Below are 21,134 nucleotides of genomic sequence, written 5' to 3' on the forward strand. Positions count from 1 at the left end.
GCAAGGATTGACCGGGTGGAGTCCACCGAGCTTCGCATTGCCGCCATCGTGCCGTGCCACAACGAAGAGGCCGCGGTGGCGAAGGTCGTCACCGACCTCAAGGCCGCCGTGCCGGGCATTGTCGTCTACGTCTACGACAACCTGAGCACCGACGCGACCGCCGAGCGGGCGCGCGAGGCCGGAGCGATCGTGCGGACCGAGTACCGCAAGGGCAAGGGCAATGTGGTGCGCCGCGCCTTCGCCGATATCGAGGCCGACATCTATCTGATGATCGACGGCGACGACACCTACGACGCCTCCGCGGCGCCGCTCATGATCTCCACGCTGCTCGACGGCCCCTACGACCATGTGCTGGGGGTCCGGCGCGAGCTGGCGGGCGAATCCGCGTACCGGGCCGGGCACGAGACCGGCAACAAGGTGCTCAACGGCGTGGTCGGCAAGGTGTTCGGCGAGAACGTCGAGGACATGCTGAGCGGCTACCGGGTGTTCTCCCGGCGTTTCGTGAAGAGCTTCCCGGCGGTATCGCGCGAGTTCGAGATCGAGACCGAGCTGACGGTGCATTCGCAGCATCTGCGCGTGCCCCAGACCGCGGTGCCGGTCGGTTTCCGGGATCGCCCGGCGGGCAGTGAATCCAAGCTGCGCACCTATACCGACGGATTCAAGATCCTGCGCCTGATAGTCGGCCTGGCCCGGCACGAGCGACCGGTCGCCTTCTACGGATTGTTCGGCACCCTGTCCTGGCTGCTGTCGATCGTCCTGATCGTCCCGATCGTGGTGGAGTTCTACCGAATCCACGAGGTGCCGCGCTTCCCCACCCTGTTCCTCGGATTCACGCTGTTGCTGTTCGGCACGCTCGCGTGGACGGCCGGTCTCATTCTCGACGGCATCAAGCGCTCCCGGCACGAGGCCGCGCGGCTGATCTATCTGCGCTACTCGGCCGTCGGAGCCGAGGTGCGCGAGCCCGAGCGTTCCGGCGGTTCACGCCGATGACCTCGGTATCCGACAAATCCGGCGCGGCGGCGTCCGGAGACTCGGCCTCCGCATCGGAGAATGGCGCGGTGGAATCGAAGAACGGCAGCGGGGCACGCGGCGACGACAACAGCGCGGCGACCTCCGCGACGACGGCCGCGTCCGCATCGGACGGCGACAGAGCGACCGCAGCCACCGACACCCCGATTTGGGAGGAGGTGCGGCGGCCGCATACGACGGGCACCGCGCACACCACCGCGCCCGAGGGTGCGAGCAGCACCGCGACCGAGAATGCGAGCAGCACGGTCGCCGAGCCATCGACCGCCGCCGGGCGCGCACAGCCGACCGTGATCGGCGGCGACGAGACGAAAGCCGGTGCGACGAGATCCGGTGCGGCACGCGGCATCGCGGACGCCATCGAACGCCGGTTCGGCACGGCGGCGCTGGCGTTCGTCGTGGTGGCCGGGGTCTTCGGGGCGCTGTTCGCGGTGGCCACGCCGCCCTTCTGGGGACACGACGAGATCACCCAGTTCGGGCGGGCCTATCAGGTGGCGCACGGCGGGTTCCTGCCCGAGGAGATCCAGGACGATCGCGACGTCGCCTACGGCGGTCAGGTGCCGACCAGCATCGACGCGCTGATGAGCTACGCGTTCGGGGACTACAACAACAATCCCGAAGAACCCGACCCGATGGTCGCCGATCCGGGCGTCTACGACCGCCTCGGCGCGGCGCCGGTGACGTCGGAGACCCGGGATGTGTGGTTCACCAATACCGCCGCCTACTCCCCCGTTCCGTATGTCCCCGCGGCCCTGGGCATTCGGCTCTCCGAGGCGCTCGACCTGAGCGTCGGCGCGCTCAATACCGTGACCCGGCTGTCCGGTCTGCTGGCCTACCTCCTGATCGTCGGCTTCGCGCTGCGGACGCTGCGCGGGCACCGGGTGCAGTGGCTGGCGTTCACGGTGGCGGTGCTGCCCATCGCGGTCTTCCAGGCGGGCACGGTCACGGCCGACACCATGACCAACGCCCTGGCCATCCTGGTGTCGGCGCTGCTGGTGAAGGGCCTGTTCCTCGGTGACCGGCTGACCCGTCCGGAGACCGTCGCGGCGCTGACCGCCACGGTGCTGCTGCCGATCAGCAAGCCGACCTATGTGCTGCTGGCCATGCTCACCGTGCTGATTCCGGCGCGGCGATACGGTCTGCGCGGGCCGCTGCGGTTCCTGCCGTGGGCGGTCGCGGCCGTCGGCGCGGGCGTGTTCGCGGCGTGGATGAAGATCGCCGCCCCGACCGGCGAGGGCATGAGCCTGATGCGGCCCCCGCACCAGTGGGGCACCGTGCGTCCCGGCGATCAGCTTTCGGAGATTCTCAGCGATCCGCTGCGCTTCCTGAGCGTGTTCGGCGACAGTGTGTGGCTGCGCGACCAGCGCTGGTTCACCCAGTTCTTCGGCGAGCTGGGTTTCGCCTACATCGATGTCCCGGCCATCACGATGCTGGCCTGCCTGCTCGCCTTCGCGGTGAGCGTCGGCATCGCCGATCGTTTGCCGGGGGCGAGCAACGCGCGCACCGCCATTGTCGCGCTGACCGTGCTGGCGAGCGTGGCCATGATCTACGTGACGCTGTACATGTCCTTCACGCCGGTGGGCTACTACATCATCGACGGTGTGCAGGGCCGGTACTTCGTCCCGCTGGCCATTGCCGCCATGGCGGTGGTGCTGCGCTGGATGCCCTTGCGGCTCACCGATTCCGAGGGTCTTACGCCGTCGCGCGGACCGGCCGTCGTCATCGTCTCCGCCTCCGTGTTCGCACTCGTCACCGCGGCCGCGAAATACTGCTCCATCGTCTGGGGCTGAAGTATTCCGGGGTGGAAACCGCGCGGCGTACCGGACATCGCGCGGCTCGCCGGGACCCGGTGAGCCGCGCGAGCCTACCGACGAGCGCGCGGCCTACGAGAGTTCCGCGGCTTACAGGACTTTCTCGCCGGCGGCGGCGTAGGCACTCTCGGTGACGGCTTTCTGCGGCCGCCACCAGGATTCGTTGGCGCGATACCAGTCGATGGTGGCGGCCAGTCCCGCGCGAAAGTCGCGGTATTCCGGTGCCCAGCCGAGTTCGGTGCGCAGCAGCGTGGAATCGATGGCGTAGCGCTGGTCGTGGCCGGGGCGGTCGGTCACGTGGTCGAAGTCGTCGGGATCGCGGCCGAATGCCTCCAGGATGAGCCGCACCACCGCTTTGTTGTCGCGTTCTCCGTCGGCGCCGATGAGATACGTCTGCCCGATGCGCCCGCGTTCCAGGATTTCCCATACCGCACTGTTGTGGTCGTCCACGTGGATCCAGTCGCGTACCTGATGTCCCGCGCCGTAGAGGCGCGGGCGGATGCCGTCGATGAGATTGGTGATCTGGCGCGGAATGAATTTCTCGACGTGCTGATAGGGGCCGAAGTTGTTGCTGCAGTTGGACAGTGTGGCCCGGATGCCGAACGAGCGCACCCAGGCGCGCACCAACATGTCGCTGGAAGCCTTGCTTGCCGAATAGGGGCTGGACGGGTTGTAGGGCGTGTCCTCGGTGAACGCGGCCGGATCGTCGAGTGCCAGGTCGCCGTACACCTCGTCGGTGGAGATGTGGTGGTAGCGCACCCGATGTTTGCGCACCGCCTGCAGCAGGGCGAAGGTGCCGACGATATTGGTCTGGACGAACGGCCACGGATCGGCGATGGAATTGTCGTTGTGTGATTCGGCGGCGAAATGCACCACCGCGTCCACACCCCCGACCAGCCGGTCCACCAGCGCGGCATCGGCGATATCGCCGTGCACGAACTCGATGCGGTCGGCCACCGGGTCCAGCGAGGCCCGGTTTCCGGCATAGGTGAGTTTGTCCAGCACGGTGACATGGACACCGGGCCGACGGTTCACGGTCTGATGAACGAAGTTCGCGCCGATGAAGCCGGCGCCACCGGTTACGAGCAGTCGCACAGGAGAACCCTACCGAGTTCTCCCGCCGCCCGGGGGCCATCAGGTAACCCGATGTGCACAGCGGCGGTGCGCCGGCTGCGCGCTGTCGGCTGCGCGGTGGAAACACCGAATACCTCCGCAGGTCCCGATTCCGTGCCGAAATGTCGCAATTTCGCCGCCGTCCCGCAACATTCGCTCGAATGCGTCACATTTACACTCTCGCCATTTGTGATCTCGAACACAAATTTGCCGTTTTCGAATGTCTATTCCGTCCGGAATATTCGAAGAATCCCGTTACGACCTGTGTGTTTCCACGGCCCGACGAACACGTGAGTCGCCGTGGTGAACAAGAATTGAATGAACGGTCACAGTAGGTTCACCGATCGTTAGCTGGCCTCGATTTCTATTCCCCTGTCCCCCCGAGCTCTTCGTATCGAGGTTTCAAAGAATGCTGATGAGGAAATTCGCCGCGACGTCGGCCATGGTTATCGCTGCCCTGGGCGTCACCGCGGGCACCGTCAACGCCCAGCCGGCTCCGGCACCGCAGGGTGTCAATGTCTCCTATGAGATCCAGGAGAAGAGCCTGAAGCTCACCACCGACATCGGGTCGCTGGCGGTCGAGGACGGCGCCCTGAAGATCAAGGACGCCAACGGCACCGTGATGGGCGGCGCTCCGCTCACCGCTCAGGTCGATGAGTTCATCTTCCCGATCGCCGCGGAGATCAGCGGCAACACCGCCACCCTGACCCCGCAGCTCGACATGGAGCACGCGGTGTACAAGCCGGTCGCGGTGCCGTTCGCCGCGCCCGACCAGTTCAAGACCCCCTACGACCGCGAGAAGGCCGCCTTCTCCCGGATGAAGGACCAGATCGGCCTGGCGGGCACCCTGGCCGGCCTGACCACGACCGTGCTCGGCGGCATCGTCGGCTGCGGCCTCGGCATCGCCGCGGGTACCGCGATCACCCTTCCGGTCGCCCTGGGTGGTGGCTCCGGTCCGATCATCGGCTGCCTGATCGGCGCCGCCGCGGGCGCCAGCTTCATCGGTATCGCCGGCACCATCCTGATCACCGCCCCGGTGGCCGTCGTGTCGATCCTGCAGTACTTCCAGACCATCAACGAGCCCTTCGTACCGCCTGCCAAGTAATCGGTATGCGCCACAGGTGAACCCGCCCGGTCCGAGACCGGGCGGGTTCGCCGTGTCCGGGGACGCCATGCGTGCCACAGCACGGGTCCGTCGTGCCCGGCTCGGGCCGAGGCCGCCACGGTGGCGCGAGACTCAGGCCGTGCGCATCATCTGCTCGGCTTCGAGTCGGGCGCGCACGAAGCGGGCGACCGACGCCAGTGCCGCCCGGCTCTCGGGCATGCCCGGGAAGATCGCCATGAAGGCGTGCACCTGACCGCGCCAGACCTCCAGGGTGGCCGGGACGCCCGCGACCGCCAGGCGCTGGGCCATGAGTTCGCTGTCGCGGCGCAGCACCTCGTCCTCGGCCACGATGAGCAGGGCCGGGGGCATACCCGCGAGCGCGCCGTTGACCGGTGAGAGTCGCGGGTCCAGGCAGCCGTCGACGGTCGCACCGAGGCGCACCACCGATTCCAGGGCGGACAGCGGAATGAGCGGGTCCCGGTGCAGATTCGGGTGGGCGCGCTTCTCGGTGCAGTCCAGATCCAGGGCGGGGCACAGGCCGACCAGACCGGCGGGCACCGGGTACCCCTGCTCGCGGGCGCGCAGGGCGGTCGCGAAAGTCATGTAGCCGCCGGCGGAATCACCGGCGAAGACGATGCGCGAGGCATCCGCGCCGTGGCTGAGCAGCCAGCGGTAGGCGGTCAGGCAGTCGTCGACCGAACCGGAGATATCGGTATCGGGCAGCTGCCGGTACTCCACGCTCACCACCGGCAGACCGGTGCGCCGGGCCAATGCCGCCACCACGGGGCGATGCGTGTCGAGACCGCACAGGAAGAACCCGCCGCCGTGCATGTACATGATCGCGCCGTCGCGCAGCAAACTGCGGGCTCCGGCCGGACGCACGATCTCCATGCGGAAACCCCTGAGCCGCACCTGCTCCCGCTCGACACCGCGCGGCTGCGGCCGGAATTTCGACAGCCCGTTGATCACGGTCGCCGCCACCGGAATGGTGAGCGCGTTGACGGGCACCAGGCCCCCGAGCGGTCGGACCACGGTGCGGCAGGCCGCCGCCAGGGCATGCGCGTACACGCTGACGCCGTGCGGGTTGGCCACCGGGACGCTGTCACTTGTCGCTGTCATCGCGCACCTACCTCGTTGTTGGCGCGCCGAGCCGTTCGTCCAGGGACCGAACAGGGCTCGGGCACCCGGCGCGCGAGAGTCGGCGCTGACATCTCACATAGCGTCGTTTCAGAACACCATGGGAACGTGACGTATGCAACACTTAATGGCCACAAGGGCATTGCGGTAAACGGCCGTGATCGATTCGCGGTCGAGTCGGAACCTCCCCGCCTCCGCCCGCGACCCAACTGGCAGACTGCTGTGACATGCGCGGAATCATCCTGGCGGGCGGCACGGGCTCACGGCTGCATCCGATCACGCGCGGGGTGAGCAAACAGCTGGTCCCGGTGTACGACAAACCGATGGTGTACTACCCCCTGTCCACGCTCATGCTGGCGGGAATCCGGGACATCCTGGTCATCACCACACCGGAGGACAGCGACGCCTTCGCGCGCCTGCTCGGCGACGGCAGCCGGTTCGGGCTGTCCATCTCCTACGTGGTGCAACCGGAACCCGACGGGCTCGCCCGCGCCTTCGTCCTCGGGGCCGACCACATCGGCACCGACTGCGCGGCACTGGTGCTGGGCGACAACATCTTCCACGGCCCCGGCCTCGGTACCACGCTGCACCGCTTCGACGGGCTCGACGGCGGCGCGGTGTTCGCCTACCGGGTCTCCGACCCCACCGCCTACGGCGTGGTGGAATTCGCCGAGGGCAAGGCCATTTCCATCGAGGAGAAGCCGAAGCGGCCGCGCTCCAACTACGCCATTCCGGGGCTGTACTTCTACGACAACGACGTCGTCGAGATCGCCCGCGGGCTGCGGCCCTCGGCGCGCGGCGAATACGAGATCACCGATATCAACCGCACCTATCTCGAACAGGGCAGGCTGCGGGTGGAGGTGCTCGCCCGCGGCACCGCCTGGCTCGACACCGGCACCTTCGACTCGCTGCTGGACGCCGCCAACTACGTGCGCACCATCGAGGAGCGGCAGGGCCTCAAGATCGGGGTGCCCGAGGAGGTGGCCTGGCGCATGAACTTCATCGACGACGAGCAGCTGCGCACCCTGGCCGAACCGCTGGAACGCTCGGGCTACGGCACCTATCTGCTGAATCTGCTGGAACACGGCCGCGAATGGGAGCTGGGCGCACTGGGACGGGAGCGCTGAGGGTGGAGATTCGGGAGCTGTCGGTGCCCGGCGCGTGGGAGTTCACGCCGCGGCTGCACGGTGACGAGCGCGGGGTGTTCCTCGAGCAGTTCAAGGCGTCGGAATTCGAGAAGGCGGTGGGGCGGCCCTTCGATCTGCTGCAGGTGAACGTCTCCACCTCCGCCGCCGGGGTGCTGCGCGGCATCCACTACACCGCGAATCCGCCGGGGCAGGCCAAGTACGTGACCTGTGTGCGGGGCGCGTTCCTGGATGTGGTGGTGGATCTGCGGCCCGACTCGCCGACCTTCGGGCGGTGGGACGCCGTGGTGATCGACGATGTGACGCGCCGGTCGGTGTTCCTGGCCGAGGGGCTGGGGCACGCATTGCTGTCGCTGGCGGACGGTTCCACGGTGACCTACCTGTGCTCACTGGAGTACACGCCCGAACTCGACGGCGAGGTGGACGCTTTCGATCCGGCCATCGGCATCGAATGGCCGACGGTGGACCGGGACGGGCGGCCGCTCACGGTCATCCGCTCGGCCAAGGACGCCGCCGCGCCGTCGCTGTCGGACGCACGGCTGCTGTATTGAAACCCCAGGCTGCCCGGCATCGGACCGTCGCGGCACCACCGCTGCTCGGAGCGTCGCCACCCGTCGCCGCTGAACACGTCGGGTCGTAGCGCTGTCCGTCACCGCGGTCCGAGCCGATAGCCGAGCCGAAGTCGCGGCCGCTGGCACGACCGCGTGTCCATCAGCCGGTGGTCGCGCCCGGGGTGTCGAAGGCGCGCCGCGCGGTGGCCGCCAGTTCGGCGTTGAAGCGGTCGGTCGCCTCGACATTCGCGGTGTGCCCGGTGGGCAGGATGTGGAAGGCCACCAGGCTGCCGACCCGGTCCAGCGCGTCGGCGAGGGCTCGTGACATGGCCAGCGGGAGCAGCCGATCGCGGTCTCCGGCGAGCACCGTGGTCGGCGCGGTGAGATGCTCGGCGGCCGGACCCAGATCGAATTCGGCGAGCATCCGTTCGACCCGGGCGCGACCGCGCGGCGGGCACGAGCGCACGATATTCAGGACGAAGGCCACCTCGTCGGGGGTGGCTCGCCACGACATGATGCGCCAGCGGATCAACCACTTCACCAGTGGGCCGCCCGGAATCGGCAGCGGCAGGCCGAGCAGCCACACCAGCGATCGGACCGGGAGCTGGACGCGGCGGCCGAGTATCCGCAGCGGCACATTGAAGCCGGGCACCAGTTCGGTGCCGGTGGCGATACGGCCCGAGGTGGTGTTGGCCAGGATCACGCCCGCCGCGTGGGAGTCGAACTGGTCGCGGTGGCGGGCGGCCCACGCCTGCACGGTGATTCCGCCCATGCTGTGCCCGACCAGCACCGCCCGTTCGCCGGGGCGCAGGGTGGCGGCCAGTACGGTGGCCAGATCGTCGCCGAGCTGATCGATCGTCGGGGCGTCGGCGCCGACGCCGCTCTCACCGTGCCCGCGCTGGTCGTAGCAGATCAGGCGATAGCGGTCGGCGAAGGCGTTGATCTGCGGATTCCAGTATTCGAGACAGCAGCCCCAGCCGTGCACGAATACGATCGGCCGTCCCTGCGCCGACCCGTAGACGCGCACCCGCAGCCGCGCCCCGTCCGGGGTGGTCACGGGCACGGTCTCGCAGGGCGCGGTGGGCGGGTTCAGCGCCGCGGTGGCGTAGCGCCGCGACCGCAGCCGCGCCCGACGACGCGCGAACACCGCAGCCAGCCTCTCGCGACTCACACCGACATGGTGACAACCCGGGGGTGACAACGACGGTAGGACGCGCCGCACGGACACCGGAGTCGCGGAACGGCAGGGATGATGCGGGGCGGCGATAGCGCCGCGGACGCTGAAAGCGCCGGGGCGCACCGCGTGTGCGGTGCGCCCCGGCGATCCGGCCCGGCGGGCGACGAGGGAAGACCGTCGCCGGGCCGGAGATCGGGTCAGCCGACGAGTTGCAGGTCGGCCTCCTCCCGGGTGGTGTCGCGGTTCTTGCGCCGCTTGGGCAGGTAGACGGTGAGGGCGACCAGGGCTCCGACGATCGCCACGCCCGCGCCGAATTGCAGGCCGGGCCGGTAGGTGTCCAGCATGGCGGCCGGGCTGGTGTCGGTGTGCGCGCCCGAGGTGACGATGGCGGTGGTCACCGCCAGCACGATGGCCGCACCGACCTGCATGGCGGTTTGCAGCACGCCCGCGGCCAGCCCCTGTTCGTCGTTGTCGATACCGCTGGTGGCCTGGATGTTGATGGCCGGGAATCCGACCCAGCCGATGCCGATCAGCAGAATGGCGGGCAGCAGCACCGTCAGGTAGTCCGGGGCGGTGTCGACGCGCAGGAACATCAGGTAGCCGACGGCCATGACCGCCATGGTGACGGCGATGATCGGCCCGGTGCCGAACCGGTCGACCAGCTTGTCGGAGACGAAGGCGGAGGTCACGACCAGCAGGCCCACCGGCAGCAGGGCGAGCGCCAGGTGCAGCGGCGACCAGCCCAGGGTGTCCTGGAAGTACAGCGTGGTGATGAACTGCCAGCTGAAGTACGAACCGCCCACCGCGATGATGGCGAGGCTGGCGCGGACCAGGGTGGCCTTGCGCAGGATGCCCAGGCGGACCAGCGGGTATCGCACCCGCTTCTCCACCGCGACGAATCCGGCGAACAGCGCGGCGGCCAGCACGAACGAGCCGATGGTGCGTGCCGACGCCCAGCCCACCTCGGGAGCGGTGACGACGGTGTAGACCAGCAGCAGCATGGCGGCGGTGGACAGCACCGCGCCGAGGATGTCGTGTCCGCCCTCTTCGGCGGGGGAGTCCTTGGGCACCAGGAAGATGGCGGCGACCAAGGCCGCGAGTGCGATGGGCACCGGCAGCAGGAAGGTCCAGCGCCAGCCGATGCCGGTCATGAGGCCGCCGAACAGCAGACCCATGGAGTAGCCGCCCGCACCGAACACGGTGTAGATGGACAGCGCCTTGTTGCGGGCCGGGCCCTCGGCGAAGTTGGTGGTGATGATGGACAGGCCGGTCGGAGCGGTGAAGGCGGCGGCCAGGCCCTTGATGAAGCGGGTGAGGATCAGCAGCGGGCCGGAGCTGACCAGTGCGCCCGCCAGCGAGGCGAGGGCGAAGACGGCCAGCGCGATCAGGAAGACCTTGCGGCGGCCGAGCAGGTCGGCGGTGCGCCCGCCCAGCAGCAGCAGTCCGCCGTAGCCGAGCACATAGCCGCTGACCAGCCATTGCAGGGTGGAGGTGGAGAGGTCGAGTTCGGTTCCGATGGACGGCAGTGCGACGCCGATCATCGACACGTCCAGACCGTCGAGGAACAGCACGATGCACAGGGTGATCAGCATGCCCCAGAGGCGCAGGGGCCAGCTGTTCGTATCGGCGGTTGCGGCAGCCGATTTCAGAGCCGTTGTCGTCATGAGCCGAAACAGTACATGCGCACGCATTAATTGTGCAAGCATTAAATGCAGTTGCATGGTTACCCCGCGACCACTAAGATGGCCCCATGCCGAAGCCGACAGCGCCTGTCGACCGGCCCGAAGCCACCGGGCTGGTAGCCGAATGGCGTGAGCTGCTGACCCGGCACGCGACCGCGTCCTGCGCCCTCGAGAAGGAGTTGCAGGGCCGCCACCACATCGGGCTCAGCGAATTCGAAACCCTCGACCGGCTCATGGAGGCCGGCGGCGAGAGCTACAAGATGAGCGACCTCGCCGGAGACATCCACCTCAGCCAGAGCGCCCTCTCCCGCGCGGTGGCCCGCCTGGAACGCGACGGCCTGGTCAACCGCACCCTGTGCGCCGAAGACCGCCGCGCCATCTTCGTCTGCCTCACCGACAAGGGCCGCGCACTGCACCGCGAGGCCGCACCCACACATCGCGAAATCCTGGAACAGTCACTGCGCTGAGCCGTATGCTGCGGCCATGCCCTCCTATGCGGTCGATCCGCGGGTCGACGCCTACATCGACGCGCTACCGGAATGGCAGCGGGCCGTGTGCCAGGAGGTACGAGAACTGGTGCACGCTGCCGATCCGGACGTCGTCGAGACCATCAAACGCACGGTGCGCCCCTACTTCGTGCTGGACGGCAATATCTGCGCGCTGCTCGCCGCCAAGGACCACGTGAACGTATTCCTCTACGACGGGGCCATCGTTCCCGATCCCGAGGGGATCATCACCGGTGGGCACGACAACAAGACGGCCCGCACCGTCGCGGTGCGCGAAGGCGAAACCCTGAACGCCCCGGCGCTACTCGCCATGTTCCGGCAGATCATCGCCAACAACCGCGCCGGGGGCTGGCGAAAACTCAAGGGCACCAGCTGAATCAGGCGGCGACCGCCGCGCCCTCGCCGCGTGCCGCCCGCGCGGCCCGCTGCGTCATGGCCGCCAGCATGGGCAGCCGGGCATCGCCCAGCGTCATGGCCGAATAGCCGAGCTGGTTGGTGACGAATCCGATCCCCAGGCCGCGGCCGGGGATCGCCATCCCACCGGATCCGCCGATGCCGAAGTGCCCGAACGCCTTCCGGGTCAGCGTCGCGCCGACGATGGCGCGGTGGTACCCGAGCGCGAACTGTGGTGGCGCGCCGAGGACGTAGTCGAATCGGCTGTTCACGGGCATCTCGGCGAGGGTGCGCGCGCCCGGTGCACTGAACAGGCGACGGTGGCCGACCATGCCGTCATTGGCGATTGCCCCGTACATCCGCGCCAGCGACCGCGCGGTGAAGGTCCCGTTCCAGCCGGGCATCATGGCATCGTAGGGGCGCTCCCCCACCGACATGTCGGCCCAGCCGTCGTACACCGCCCCGCGTGCCGAATCCAGCACCCGCACCCGCGCGGGCAGCCCGACCAGACGGTCGAACGGCACCTTGCCGACACTGAGCCGGGGCGACAGCCGGGCGACGCGGTGCCGATGCCGCCGGGGCACCCCGAACCAGAAGTCGTTGTCGCCCAGTGGCTCCGCGAGTTCACTGCGCACCAGATCGGTGAAGGGCCGCCCGGTCGCCCGCTGCGCGATCTCGGCGACCAGCGTGCCGAAGTTCAGGCCGTGATATCCGGAAGCCCGGTGCCGCAGCGGATCCGGCGCGCTCGCCGCCATGGCCGCGGCCACCCTGTCGTGATCGAGCAGATCCTCGGGATCGTCGAGCAGTCCGCGCATGCGCTGCACTCCGGCACGATGCGCGAGCGCCTGCCGCACGGTGATCTCGCCCTTGCCCGCGGCCGCGAATTCGGGCCAGTACTCGGCGACGGGAGCGTCGTGGTCGATGACCCCGCGATCGGCGAGGCGGTTGATGACGGTGGCCGCCACGCCCTTGCCGGTGGAATACGACAGCGCCATGGTGTCGGCGGCCCAGCGGCGTCCGGGTTCGGCCCAGCCCGCCCAGATGTCGAGCACCGGCTCGCCGTCGAGGAAGACCGCGAAGGCGCCGCCACCCGCACGCGGGCGGCGGAAGATCTGGAAGAACTTGGCGGCGACCGCCGTGAAGCGGTCGTCGACGAGCATCTGTCGGCCGCGTGTGGGGCCGGCCGCGGATAGTTCCCCGATGGATCTGTCGGTGCTCTCACCTGGCATGGTCAGACTCCTTTGTCTGGCTCACTCCACAGGGTTCGCGCTCGCAGTTGCAAGCACCCTGCTAGCACCGACTGTAACGGCCGTCACGCTCGGGGACAATGGGTGCGCGCGAGTTCTGTGAAACAACACAAACAGCCGCGCGACGGGCGCGCGAGTCAGACCGAGGCGCGCACGGATTCGATCACCGGCGCGGCGTCCACCGCGACCGCGGCGACGGCCCGGAACGCCTCGCGGTATCGCTCCACATCGTGCTCCTTGTCCAGATACGAGGAGCCGGTGAGGGATTCCACGTAGACGACCGGCGGTTCGGGCACCTCCCCCGCGGGCGCGGGGAATTCGAGCAGCACGAAGCGCCCGGCATCCATGCCGTGGTGGTAGCCGCAGTCCGCGGGCACCAGCCGCAGCCGCACATTCGACAGCTCGCCCAGGCCACGCAGGCGATCCAGCTGACCGGCGGTGACGCCCTCCCCGCCGATCCGATGCCACAGCACCGCCTCGGAGATCACCACGTCCAGCCGGAGCGGGGCGGACGAGCGCGTCAGCAGTTCCTGGCGGGCGGTGCGCACCCGCACCCGGCGGTCCATCTGCTCGGCGGTGATGCCCGGGTACGCGCCCGCGAGCACCGCGCGCATGTAGTCCTCGGTCTGCAACAGGCCGGGCACCAGCTCGTTCTCATAGGTGGTGAGGCGGGCGGCGGCCTCCTCGAGGCCGATGTACACCTCGTAGCCCTCGTCGATGACGTCGCTGTACTCGGTCCACCAGCCGCGCGCCTTGGTCTCCCGGGCCAGCGCGGCCAGCGGCTGGATGGCATCTTCGGGAGCGCCGTATATCCGGCACATGGCCTCAACATCGAGGCTGCGCAGCGATGTCTGACCGGTCTCGATACGCCAGATCTTGGCCTCGGACCATTCCAGTCGCTGCGCGGCCACCCGGGTCGTCATGCGTGCGCGATTGCGCAGGTCACGAAGCTGACGACCGAGTTGCCGACGCGGCATGGTCGATCCGGTGATCCCCTGCGGTAGAGCCATCCGTCCCCCTAACAAGTTGCGATCGCATTGTGACACAGGAAATCTCGCCGATCCATGGACGCGGGGAACGCCCGGACCGCCACGGGCGGCCCTTCGGGGACGAAACTACTTGCGGGAGTTGCGCTTTCGGAATCGCCAGAACTGCACGGCACGCATATCCTCCGACAGCTGATTGACCGGTTCGGCCACATCCGACAGGGCCTGGAACAGATCGTCGGCCAGGTCGGCGATGTGCTCCACCCTGCCCGCCAGCCGTGAGGCGTTCACCAGGAATTCCAGCAGCAGACGCACGGTGGCGGCGATGGTGAGCCCCAACGGTATCGCGAACACCACCGCGAACACCACTCCCACCCATACCGAGGACCTCAGCAGTAACACCGTCGAGGCGATGGGAATGGCGACCGCGCCCGCCAAACCCAGCAGATAGGCCAGCGGCAGCAGGGTGCGCGTGGCGGTCCGGCGGAATTGCAGGTCAACCAGGCCCCGCGCGGCATCGACGCTCCAGGATCCGAATGCGCTTGGGCTGGTAAAGGGTTCGACCGGCCGCTGGTCGTCGGCATCCGCCTCGGCGGCATGCCGGGACATGCGCTTCACCGCCGACTCCTTGAACGCCAGCCAGCGCGATTCCGCCTCGAACTCGTCCAAGTCGGACTGATCCCCACCCGATCGATCGGTCATGGACGAAAACGCTCCTCTCCCACCGGGCTTCCGGCACGCCAAGTCTGATCGCAATCACATCCGCGCTACAGTGCGACGCAGTGTGTTCTCCGACACTTCCCCTTTCCGGGCGCATCACGCCCGGAAACGCGTGGGCGCGAGCAACTTCGGCGTTATCGCAGGTAGTGAGCATCGCACAGGTTTTGTCACTGCTGCGACAGCGGCTCAGTAGCGCCACCTACAACGCGGAGCTGTCTCTTTTGTAGCCGCGAACGAAGACGCGTGAAAAAGAGCCTGTAACGCCTCGGACACCGGGCGGCGATACCACGCACAGAGCAGGACCTAGATCTACCGGGGAATGGAGAATCCAGTGCGTACGACGTTTTCGTCTTCCGTCACGGCCGCAGTGTTGGCCGCATCTGCGCAGGAATACACCCAGCGTGGCTGGACGGTCGCCGAAACGGCCAACGGCATTTGCCTGATCACCGACGACAATCTGGCGGGTATCGAGGTATCCGGGGAGACCGCCGCTTTCGTCCGTCGGTTCCTGCGTGCCAACAACCTCTCGGGGCCGGTCATCGAGATCCCGGGCACCGAGCGCCGGGAAATCCACCTGGTCACCGGCGTGCAGAAGGCCGCCATGGCGCTGGAGGCGCTGCGCGCCGCCGGTGCCATCGTGCACTCCGACGGCGCGGGCATCCCGCTGCCGCCGACGCAGCTGTCGGCCGCCGGGTCGGCGTGCTGGGGCGTCGCCCCGCAGGAGGCACGCTGGGTGCCGCCGGTGGTGGCGATCTCCGCCGCCGTGCGGGCCGCCGTGAGCGGGCGCAAGCCGCAGGTGGCGCGCATCGCCTCCTGATGTAAATCGTTCCAGGAATCCGCTGACCGCGGGTGCACCCCGGCACCCGCGGTTTTCGCGTGCGCGGACAACGGTGGATACCGTGCGAGTGGACGTGCGACAGCCCCCTGCCGTTCGGCAGGGGGCTGTCGTCGGTATCGGGCGGGTCTCGTCCGGATCACGCGGTGTGGGACAGGTGGGTCACCGCCGGAGCGCCGCGGTGGCGGCGGGCGTGCGCGGCGCGGCGGCGGGCGTCCGGGGCGCTGGCCTGGTGGTGGAGGGCGGCGGCGCGGGCGGCGCGGCGGTTGGGGACGCCGAGTTTGGTGAGGATGGACGAGACGTGATGGTCGACCGTGCGGACCGACAGGTAGAGGCGGTCGGCGATCTCCGGGTTGGTCAGGCCCGCGCAGACCAGTTCGAGGACATCCTGCTGACGGGGGGTGAGGCGGGCGGGATGGTTGCGCAGGGTGGCGCGGCAGAGCGGGCCGGGTTGGGGTGAGGTGCGCACGAACAGGCCGGTTTCACCCGCGATGGTCACCTCGACCACCGTGGCGGTGCCCGCGGCGATGTCCGCGCGGACGGCGTGCAGTGCTTCGAGGGCTTGTGTTCGTTCGAGAAACCGCATGTGCCCAGCCTGGCCGCGAATCGGCGGCGGGTCTGTCCGCGCGCAGACACTCGTTGTGTCGGCATCCCGACACAAATAGCACGCTTCCGGTTTCGCCTGTCGGGGTCGCGAGCGATGATGAGGTATGACCTCCGTCACGGACAGCCCCCGGACGCTGCTGCGCACCTGCCCGCTCTGCGAGGCGGTGTGCGGTCTCGAACTCACCCTCGATGCCCACGACCACGTAACAGCCGTACGCGGCGACCATGCCGACCCGTTCAGTCACGGCTTCATCTGCCCCAAGGGAGCCAGCCTCGGCGCTCTCGACGAAGACCCGGATCGGCTGACCGAACCCATGATCCGCGACCGCGACACCGACGAATGGCGGACCGCGAGCTGGGCGGAGGCCTTCACGCTCATCGGCGAACGGCTGCCCGCCATCGCGCACGCGCACGGCAATCAGGCCGTGGGCGTATACGTCGGAAATCCCAATGCGCACACCGTGGCCGGGGCGCTGTACCTGCCGCTGGTACTGCGCGCGCTGGGCACCAAGAACATCTACTCCGCCAGCACCGCCGACCAGATGCCCAAGCAGGTCGCGAGCGGACTCATGTTCGGCGATCCGCTCACGGTCGCGGTGCCGGACCTGGACCGCACCGACTATCTGCTCATGCTCGGCGCGAACCCGCTGGAGTCGAACGGATCGCTGTGCACCGCACCGGATTTCCCGGGAAGGCTGAAGGCGCTGCGCAAACGCGGCGGTCGTTTCGTCGTGGTGGATCCGCGGCGCACCCGCACGGCCAAGCTGGCGGACGAGCACCTGTTCGTCCGGCCGGGCAGTGATGCGTACCTGCTGTTCGGGATCGTGCACACGCTGTTCGCCGAACAGCTCACCGATATTCGCGTCGAGGTCGAGGGCCTGGACGAGATCCGCTCGGCCGCCGCGGATTTCACCCCCGACGTGGTGTCGGCCCGCACCGGCGTGCCCGCCGCGACGGTGACGCGGATCGCCCGCGAGCTGGCCGCCGCGCCGTCGGCCGCCGTCTACGCCCGGATCGGCACCTGCACAGCCGAATTCGGCACCGTCACGCAGTGGCTGGTGGATGTGGTCAATGTGCTCACCGGAAATCTCGACGCCCCCGGCGGTGCCATGTTCGCCGCCGGAGCGGCGCTGGGAATCGTGCGGTCCCGTCCGTTCCGCACCGGGCGGTGGACCAGCCGGGTGCGCGGACTGCCCGAGGCCATGGGCGAGCTGCCCGTCGCCACCCTCGCCGACGAGATCGGCACGCCGGGTGAGGGACAGATACGGGCCATGGTGACGGTGGCGGGCAATCCCGTGCTCTCCGCGCCCAGCGGAGCGCGCCTGGACGCCGCCTTCGCCGGACTGGAATTCATGGTGTGCGTGGACCGGTACCTCAACGAGACCACCCGCCACGCCGATGTGATCCTGCCGCCGCCGCGCATCGTGCAGGCACCGCACTTCGATTTCGCGCTGCTGAACTTCGCGGTGCGCAACTATGCCCGCTACTCGCGCCCCCTGGTACCGCTCGGCGGCCACCCCTCGGAGGCCGAGATCCTCGCCCGACTGGCCATGGCGGTGAGCGGACAGCGGCCGCCGGAGGGCGTCACCCCGCTCGAGGCGGTGGACGAGATGGTCATCGCGGGCACCCTGCAGAAGGCCGGACTGCTCGAACGCCGCCCGGAACTGCTGGGCGAGAACACGACCGAGCAGCGCATCGACATGATGCTGCGGTTCGGGCCGTACGGCGAGTGGAACCCGGCCGCGCGCGGCACCGTCGCTGCGGACGGCGGCGGTCAGGCAGCGGTGCCGGACGAAACGACCGGGCCGGACGGGACGCCACCAACGGGCGCGGTGGACACCGCACCTACACCGGATGCCCGCGACGAGCCGCCGCGTGACGACAGCGGCACCACGCCGATTCGGGGCGCAGCCGACACCGGGATGCATGATGACGGCGCAGGCCCGTCTCAGTGGAATGGCGCACTGAACTTGCGTGTGCTGCTGAACAATCCGCACGGCATCGACCTGGGGCCGCTGCGGCCGCGGCTGCCCGGGGTGCTGCGCACGGCGTCGCGGAAGGTGGAGCTCGCACCGCCGCAGCTGCTGGCGGATGTGGAGCGGTTGCGGGCGCGGCTGCACGACGACGCACCGGAGATGGTGCTCATCGGGCGACGGCAGCTGCGGTCCAACAACAGTTGGCTGCACAATGTCTCGACGCTGGTGGGCGGATCCAACCGGTGCACCCTGCACATCCACCCCGACGATGTGGCGCGGCTGGGCTTGAACGGGCAGGCCGTCGTGAGATCCGCGGCGGGCACCGTGATCGTGGCCGTCGAGCCGACCGAGGAGATCATGCCCGGCGTGGTGAGCCTGCCGCACGGCTGGGGCCACGCGGACAGCTCGCAGCGCGTGGCCCGCGAGCACGCCGGGGTGAACGCCAATGTGCTGACCGATGATTCGCTCGTCGACGCACCCTCCGGCAATGCCGTGTTCAACGGCGTGCCGGTCACGCTCACTCCGGCCTGAGCTCGGTGGCCCGCATGTCACCCGTCCGGATACTGCTGTGGCTGGTGCATGTCAGCCTGCCCGCCATCGGTCTGTGGGTGCTGGTGGCACGGCCGCACCTGGATCACGAATTCGAGCACCACGGTGTGCATTTCTGGTTGATCCTGGGCGCGGCCGTGGTGGCGCTGGTCCTCGGAGTGCTGCTGTTGCGGGCCGCCCGGGCGCATCGGGATATGCGGCTGATCCTGGTGTCGCTGGTATTTCAGCTGAACGCCGGATTCCTGGGACTGCACGCCTTGGCGACGCCCGGAATCATTCTGTCCACCCCGAATGTCGGCTTCACCACCGCGGTGCCGGTCGGCATGGTGCTGGGCGGTTTCGCCGCCCTGGCCTCGGCGGTGGAGTATCCGCCGGATACGCGCGCGCACCGGTACACGGACCTGCTCGCGGCGCTGCCCATCACGCTCATGGTGGTGTGGGCGCTGCTGTCGCTGACCCGGGTGCCGCCCTTCGACGCCGTCCCCGATCCGTCGGAGGCGCAGGGGCCGCTGGTGGCGGGAGTGTTCGTGGGCGCGGCCTGCTATCTGGTGGCGGCGGTGCGCTACGCCTACCTGTACTTCCGCAATCGCGGCACGGTGGTGCTGAGCGTGCTCACCGCCTTCGTGCTGTTGGCGGAGGCGCTGTTCGCGGTGGGGTTCGGGCGCAGCTGGCGGGTGTCGTGGTGGGAGTGGCATGTGCTGCTGGGGGTGGCGTTCGCGCTCATCGCCCTCAGTACCCACCTCACCTTCCTGCGGGAGGGGTCGGCACGGGGCCTGTTCGACAGCGTGACGCTGCGCAGCACCCTCGACGCCATCCACCGCGACTACGCCCGCGCGCTCGAGGAAATGGTCGCCGCCCTGGACCAGCGCGCCAGCGGCGGGGTCGCCGCCGCCGAACCCCTCGGCGCGGTCGGCCAGGAGCTCGCCCGCCGCTTCGGCCTCACCGAACGCCAGGTGGCGGTGCTCCAGCAGAGCGCCCGCGCGGTCGGCAGCGAACGCGAACAGGTGCGCCGCCTCGGCGCACTGGTCGCCGTCGGCGAACGCTCCTCGGTGATCCGCGGCGAGAACCAGCTGCTCACCGAGATCCAGCGCTTGGCCAACTACGCCTTCGAGGGTGACACCGTGCGCATCGGCATCCTGCGCCAGGGCCGCCTGCACTTCGAGGACGGCGGTCCACCGAATCCGGGCGCGCATACCTTTCCCCTGATGGTCAAGGGGTTCCACGCCGGAGTGCTGGAACTGACCCGCACGGCCGCCCCCGCGAATGCCGCGACCGAGATCTCCGGGACGGTGCACGACACCGGCACAACCGATCCAGGACACGACCACCCCGGCGCACGACGCGGGTTCGGCTGGCGGCCCGCGCCGAGTGGCCCCGCCGCGGCGACGCCGCCGGTCGGCGACGCTTCCGGTCAGCCCGGGTCCGATCAAGGGTCCGATTCGCCCGCAACGCGATTCGGCGGACCAGCGCGGCAAGGCCGCGATTCCGCGCTGCCAGGCGATCGCGCGCCGCGCGGACAGCGGCGGCCTTCGGGCTCGGCCGGGCCGGATACCTCGCCGGGCGCGGTGACGCGAGCACTGAACGCCGCCGGGCTCCGGAGAGGCACGGCGGGGTTCGCCGCGGCCGAGCCACCCACCGGCGGGGCGGCGGACCGGACCGGCCAGGCCGCCGCTGGCGAGCCCGCACCACCCTCCCCCGGTCCGGCGGGGGCACGCCGCGTCGATCGGCGGGAGGATGCGACACCGGCGTCGCCGGGCGCGTCCGGTCCGGCACCTGCGGACAGGAACCCACCCGGGGCTACCGGCCGAGCAGCGCACGACCAACCGGTGCCGCTGGGGGCGGCGGAGCAGGCGGTGGCGCGGTCGTTCGCGGCGCAGGCGTCGGTGGTGTTGGAGAACGCGCGGTTGTATCAGCAGTTGGATGGGTTGTTCCGGTCGTACATGTCGCCCGCGGTGGCCACGGCGCTGATCGCCGATCCGTCGCAGGCGGGGTTGGGGGGTGAGATCCACGAGGTGAGTGTGTTGATGGCGGATCTGCGGGGATTCACGCCGTTCGCGGAGCGGGTGGGGCCGGAGCAGGTGATGCGGATGCTCAACACCTACTACACCGCGATCGTTCCGGAGATTCTGGCTCAGGGCGGCACCGTGGTGCAGTTCGTGGGCGATGCGGTGATGGCGATCTTCAATGCGCCGGTGCGGCAACCGGATCACGCGCTGCGGGCGGCGCGGGCCGGGCTGGCCTTGCAGCGGGCCGTGGCGGGGGTGCGGGAGCGGGTGGATGTTGCGCATCGCGACGACTGGCCGATGTTTCGAGTGGGAGTCAATACGGGACCAGCCGTGGTCGGCAATGTGGGAGCGCCGCAGATGCGGAACTTCACGGCCATCGGTGACACCACCAATCTGGCGGCGCGACTGGAGTCGCTGGCCGAACCGGGAACGGTGGTGGTCGGCCCGCTGACCAGAACGCGGCTCGGTGACCGGGCCGTGGTCCGGGATCGGGGGGCCTTCGACATCAAGGGCAAACGCGACCCGGTGACGGTGTACGAACTCGAGGCACTGCGGTGAGGGTG

The 21,134-nt window shown here is 69.2% G+C and carries 18 protein-coding genes; 10 read left to right on the top strand and 8 right to left on the bottom strand.

What is annotated here, in order from left to right:
- Positions 1-15 precede the first annotated feature (15 nt).
- Both QMO76_RS22180 and QMO76_RS22185 read left to right on the top strand, forming a co-directional pair.
- A complete protein-coding gene (locus QMO76_RS22180; protein WP_306363249.1) occupies positions 16-990 on the top strand; it encodes a glycosyltransferase in 975 nt (324 codons plus the stop codon).
- Positions 987-2,816, top strand: coding sequence for a DUF2142 domain-containing protein (locus tag QMO76_RS22185; protein ID WP_306363250.1), 1,830 nt, complete (start codon positions 987-989; stop codon positions 2,814-2,816). Before QMO76_RS22180 ends, QMO76_RS22185 begins: the two co-directional genes overlap by 4 nt.
- Positions 2,817-2,927: 111 nt before the next feature.
- Here QMO76_RS22185 and rfbB read toward each other — a convergent pair whose 3' ends face one another.
- Positions 2,928-3,932 carry a dTDP-glucose 4,6-dehydratase gene (gene rfbB, locus QMO76_RS22190; RefSeq protein ID WP_306363251.1) on the bottom strand — a complete coding sequence of 335 codons (1,005 nt, stop codon included), beginning with the start codon at positions 3,930-3,932 and terminating at the stop codon, positions 2,928-2,930.
- 427 nt (positions 3,933-4,359) lie between these two features.
- On the opposite strand from rfbB, the gene QMO76_RS22195 reads away from it, so the two are divergent.
- The gene (locus tag QMO76_RS22195; protein WP_306363252.1) at positions 4,360-5,055 is read left to right on the top strand and encodes a hypothetical protein; all 696 of its coding nucleotides are present in this window, start codon (positions 4,360-4,362) and stop codon (positions 5,053-5,055) included.
- A gap of 132 nt (positions 5,056-5,187) precedes the next feature.
- Here the strand turns inward: QMO76_RS22195 and QMO76_RS22200 are convergent, their stop codons facing one another.
- Positions 5,188-6,174 (bottom strand): alpha/beta hydrolase, encoded by a 987-nt coding sequence (locus QMO76_RS22200; protein WP_306363253.1) that lies wholly within the window; start codon positions 6,172-6,174, stop codon positions 5,188-5,190.
- Positions 6,175-6,419: 245 nt separating this feature from the next.
- Between QMO76_RS22200 and rfbA the strand changes: the two genes are divergently transcribed.
- Positions 6,420-7,319: a glucose-1-phosphate thymidylyltransferase RfbA gene (gene rfbA, locus QMO76_RS22205; protein ID WP_306363254.1), complete on the top strand. Its 900-nt coding sequence runs from the start codon at positions 6,420-6,422 to the stop codon at positions 7,317-7,319.
- 2 nt (positions 7,320-7,321) lie between these two features.
- Positions 7,322-7,888: a dTDP-4-dehydrorhamnose 3,5-epimerase family protein gene (locus QMO76_RS22210; protein ID WP_306363255.1), complete on the top strand. Its 567-nt coding sequence runs from the start codon at positions 7,322-7,324 to the stop codon at positions 7,886-7,888.
- Between the two features lie 160 nt (positions 7,889-8,048).
- Here the strand turns inward: QMO76_RS22210 and QMO76_RS22215 are convergent, their stop codons facing one another.
- Positions 8,049-9,059, bottom strand: a complete 1,011-nt coding sequence (locus QMO76_RS22215; protein WP_306363256.1) for an alpha/beta fold hydrolase — start codon at positions 9,057-9,059, stop codon at positions 8,049-8,051.
- Between the two features lie 203 nt (positions 9,060-9,262).
- Entirely contained in the window at positions 9,263-10,729 is a 1,467-nt protein-coding gene (locus QMO76_RS22220) for an MFS transporter (protein WP_306363257.1), read from the bottom strand.
- Positions 10,730-10,815: 86 nt separating this feature from the next.
- On the opposite strand from QMO76_RS22220, the gene QMO76_RS22225 reads away from it, so the two are divergent.
- Positions 10,816-11,214 (top strand): MarR family transcriptional regulator, encoded by a 399-nt coding sequence (locus tag QMO76_RS22225; RefSeq protein WP_306363258.1) that lies wholly within the window; start codon positions 10,816-10,818, stop codon positions 11,212-11,214.
- Positions 11,215-11,230: 16 nt separating this feature from the next.
- Complete coding sequence (locus tag QMO76_RS22230) at positions 11,231-11,629, top strand: DUF1801 domain-containing protein (RefSeq protein ID WP_306363259.1); 399 nt, start codon at positions 11,231-11,233, stop codon at positions 11,627-11,629.
- A 1-nt stretch (position 11,630) separates the two neighbouring features.
- Here the strand turns inward: QMO76_RS22230 and QMO76_RS22235 are convergent, their stop codons facing one another.
- The 3 genes from QMO76_RS22235 to QMO76_RS22245 all read right to left on the bottom strand — a co-directional run bounded on the left by QMO76_RS22235 (position 11,631) and on the right by QMO76_RS22245 (position 14,581).
- On the bottom strand, positions 11,631-12,875 hold the full coding sequence (locus QMO76_RS22235; RefSeq protein ID WP_306363260.1) for a serine hydrolase domain-containing protein: 1,245 nt from the start codon (positions 12,873-12,875) through the stop codon (positions 11,631-11,633).
- Between the two features lie 155 nt (positions 12,876-13,030).
- On the bottom strand, positions 13,031-13,903 hold the full coding sequence (locus QMO76_RS22240; protein ID WP_306363261.1) for a helix-turn-helix transcriptional regulator: 873 nt from the start codon (positions 13,901-13,903) through the stop codon (positions 13,031-13,033).
- A gap of 105 nt (positions 13,904-14,008) precedes the next feature.
- A complete protein-coding gene (locus QMO76_RS22245) occupies positions 14,009-14,581 on the bottom strand; it encodes a DUF4282 domain-containing protein (RefSeq protein WP_306363262.1) in 573 nt (190 codons plus the stop codon).
- 337 nt (positions 14,582-14,918) lie between these two features.
- On the opposite strand from QMO76_RS22245, the gene QMO76_RS22250 reads away from it, so the two are divergent.
- Positions 14,919-15,416, top strand: a complete 498-nt coding sequence (locus tag QMO76_RS22250) for a hypothetical protein (RefSeq protein WP_306363263.1) — start codon at positions 14,919-14,921, stop codon at positions 15,414-15,416.
- Positions 15,417-15,573: 157 nt separating this feature from the next.
- On the opposite strand, the gene QMO76_RS22255 is transcribed toward QMO76_RS22250, so the two are convergent.
- Positions 15,574-16,020, bottom strand: coding sequence for a LuxR C-terminal-related transcriptional regulator (locus tag QMO76_RS22255; protein ID WP_306363264.1), 447 nt, complete (start codon positions 16,018-16,020; stop codon positions 15,574-15,576).
- Positions 16,021-16,144: 124 nt separating this feature from the next.
- Here QMO76_RS22255 and QMO76_RS22260 point away from each other — a divergent pair, with 124 nt between their 5' ends.
- Both QMO76_RS22260 and QMO76_RS22265 read left to right on the top strand, forming a co-directional pair.
- Positions 16,145-18,547, top strand: coding sequence for a molybdopterin-dependent oxidoreductase (locus tag QMO76_RS22260; protein WP_306363265.1), 2,403 nt, complete (start codon positions 16,145-16,147; stop codon positions 18,545-18,547).
- Between the two features lie 14 nt (positions 18,548-18,561).
- Positions 18,562-21,129 (top strand): adenylate/guanylate cyclase domain-containing protein, encoded by a 2,568-nt coding sequence (locus tag QMO76_RS22265; RefSeq protein WP_306363266.1) that lies wholly within the window; start codon positions 18,562-18,564, stop codon positions 21,127-21,129.
- Positions 21,130-21,134: the final 5 nt, after the last annotated feature.

It is taken from the genome of Nocardia sp. CC227C (genome assembly GCF_030767025.1).
Classification (GTDB): Bacteria; Actinomycetota; Actinomycetes; order Mycobacteriales; family Mycobacteriaceae; genus Nocardia.

Excerpts from the sequence above, each read along its gene's own strand:
- QMO76_RS22185 (WP_306363250.1), top strand. The coding sequence starts at position 987 with ATGACCTCGGTATCCGACAAATCCGGCGCGGCGGCGTCCGGAGACTCG.
- QMO76_RS22195 (WP_306363252.1), top strand. The coding sequence starts at position 4,360 with ATGCTGATGAGGAAATTCGCCGCGACGTCGGCCATGGTTATCGCTGCC.
- QMO76_RS22200 (WP_306363253.1), bottom strand. The coding sequence starts at position 6,174 with ATGACAGCGACAAGTGACAGCGTCCCGGTGGCCAACCCGCACGGCGTC.
- rfbA (WP_306363254.1), top strand. The coding sequence starts at position 6,420 with ATGCGCGGAATCATCCTGGCGGGCGGCACGGGCTCACGGCTGCATCCG.
- QMO76_RS22220 (WP_306363257.1), bottom strand. The coding sequence starts at position 10,729 with ATGACGACAACGGCTCTGAAATCGGCTGCCGCAACCGCCGATACGAAC.
- QMO76_RS22225 (WP_306363258.1), top strand. The coding sequence starts at position 10,816 with ATGCCGAAGCCGACAGCGCCTGTCGACCGGCCCGAAGCCACCGGGCTG.
- QMO76_RS22230 (WP_306363259.1), top strand. The coding sequence starts at position 11,231 with ATGCCCTCCTATGCGGTCGATCCGCGGGTCGACGCCTACATCGACGCG.
- QMO76_RS22235 (WP_306363260.1), bottom strand. The coding sequence starts at position 12,875 with ATGCCAGGTGAGAGCACCGACAGATCCATCGGGGAACTATCCGCGGCC.
- QMO76_RS22240 (WP_306363261.1), bottom strand. The coding sequence starts at position 13,903 with ATGGCTCTACCGCAGGGGATCACCGGATCGACCATGCCGCGTCGGCAA.
- QMO76_RS22245 (WP_306363262.1), bottom strand. The coding sequence starts at position 14,581 with ATGACCGATCGATCGGGTGGGGATCAGTCCGACTTGGACGAGTTCGAG.
- QMO76_RS22250 (WP_306363263.1), top strand. The coding sequence starts at position 14,919 with ATGGAGAATCCAGTGCGTACGACGTTTTCGTCTTCCGTCACGGCCGCA.
- QMO76_RS22255 (WP_306363264.1), bottom strand. The coding sequence starts at position 16,020 with ATGCGGTTTCTCGAACGAACACAAGCCCTCGAAGCACTGCACGCCGTC.
- QMO76_RS22260 (WP_306363265.1), top strand. The coding sequence starts at position 16,145 with ATGACCTCCGTCACGGACAGCCCCCGGACGCTGCTGCGCACCTGCCCG.
- QMO76_RS22265 (WP_306363266.1), top strand. The coding sequence starts at position 18,562 with ATGTCACCCGTCCGGATACTGCTGTGGCTGGTGCATGTCAGCCTGCCC.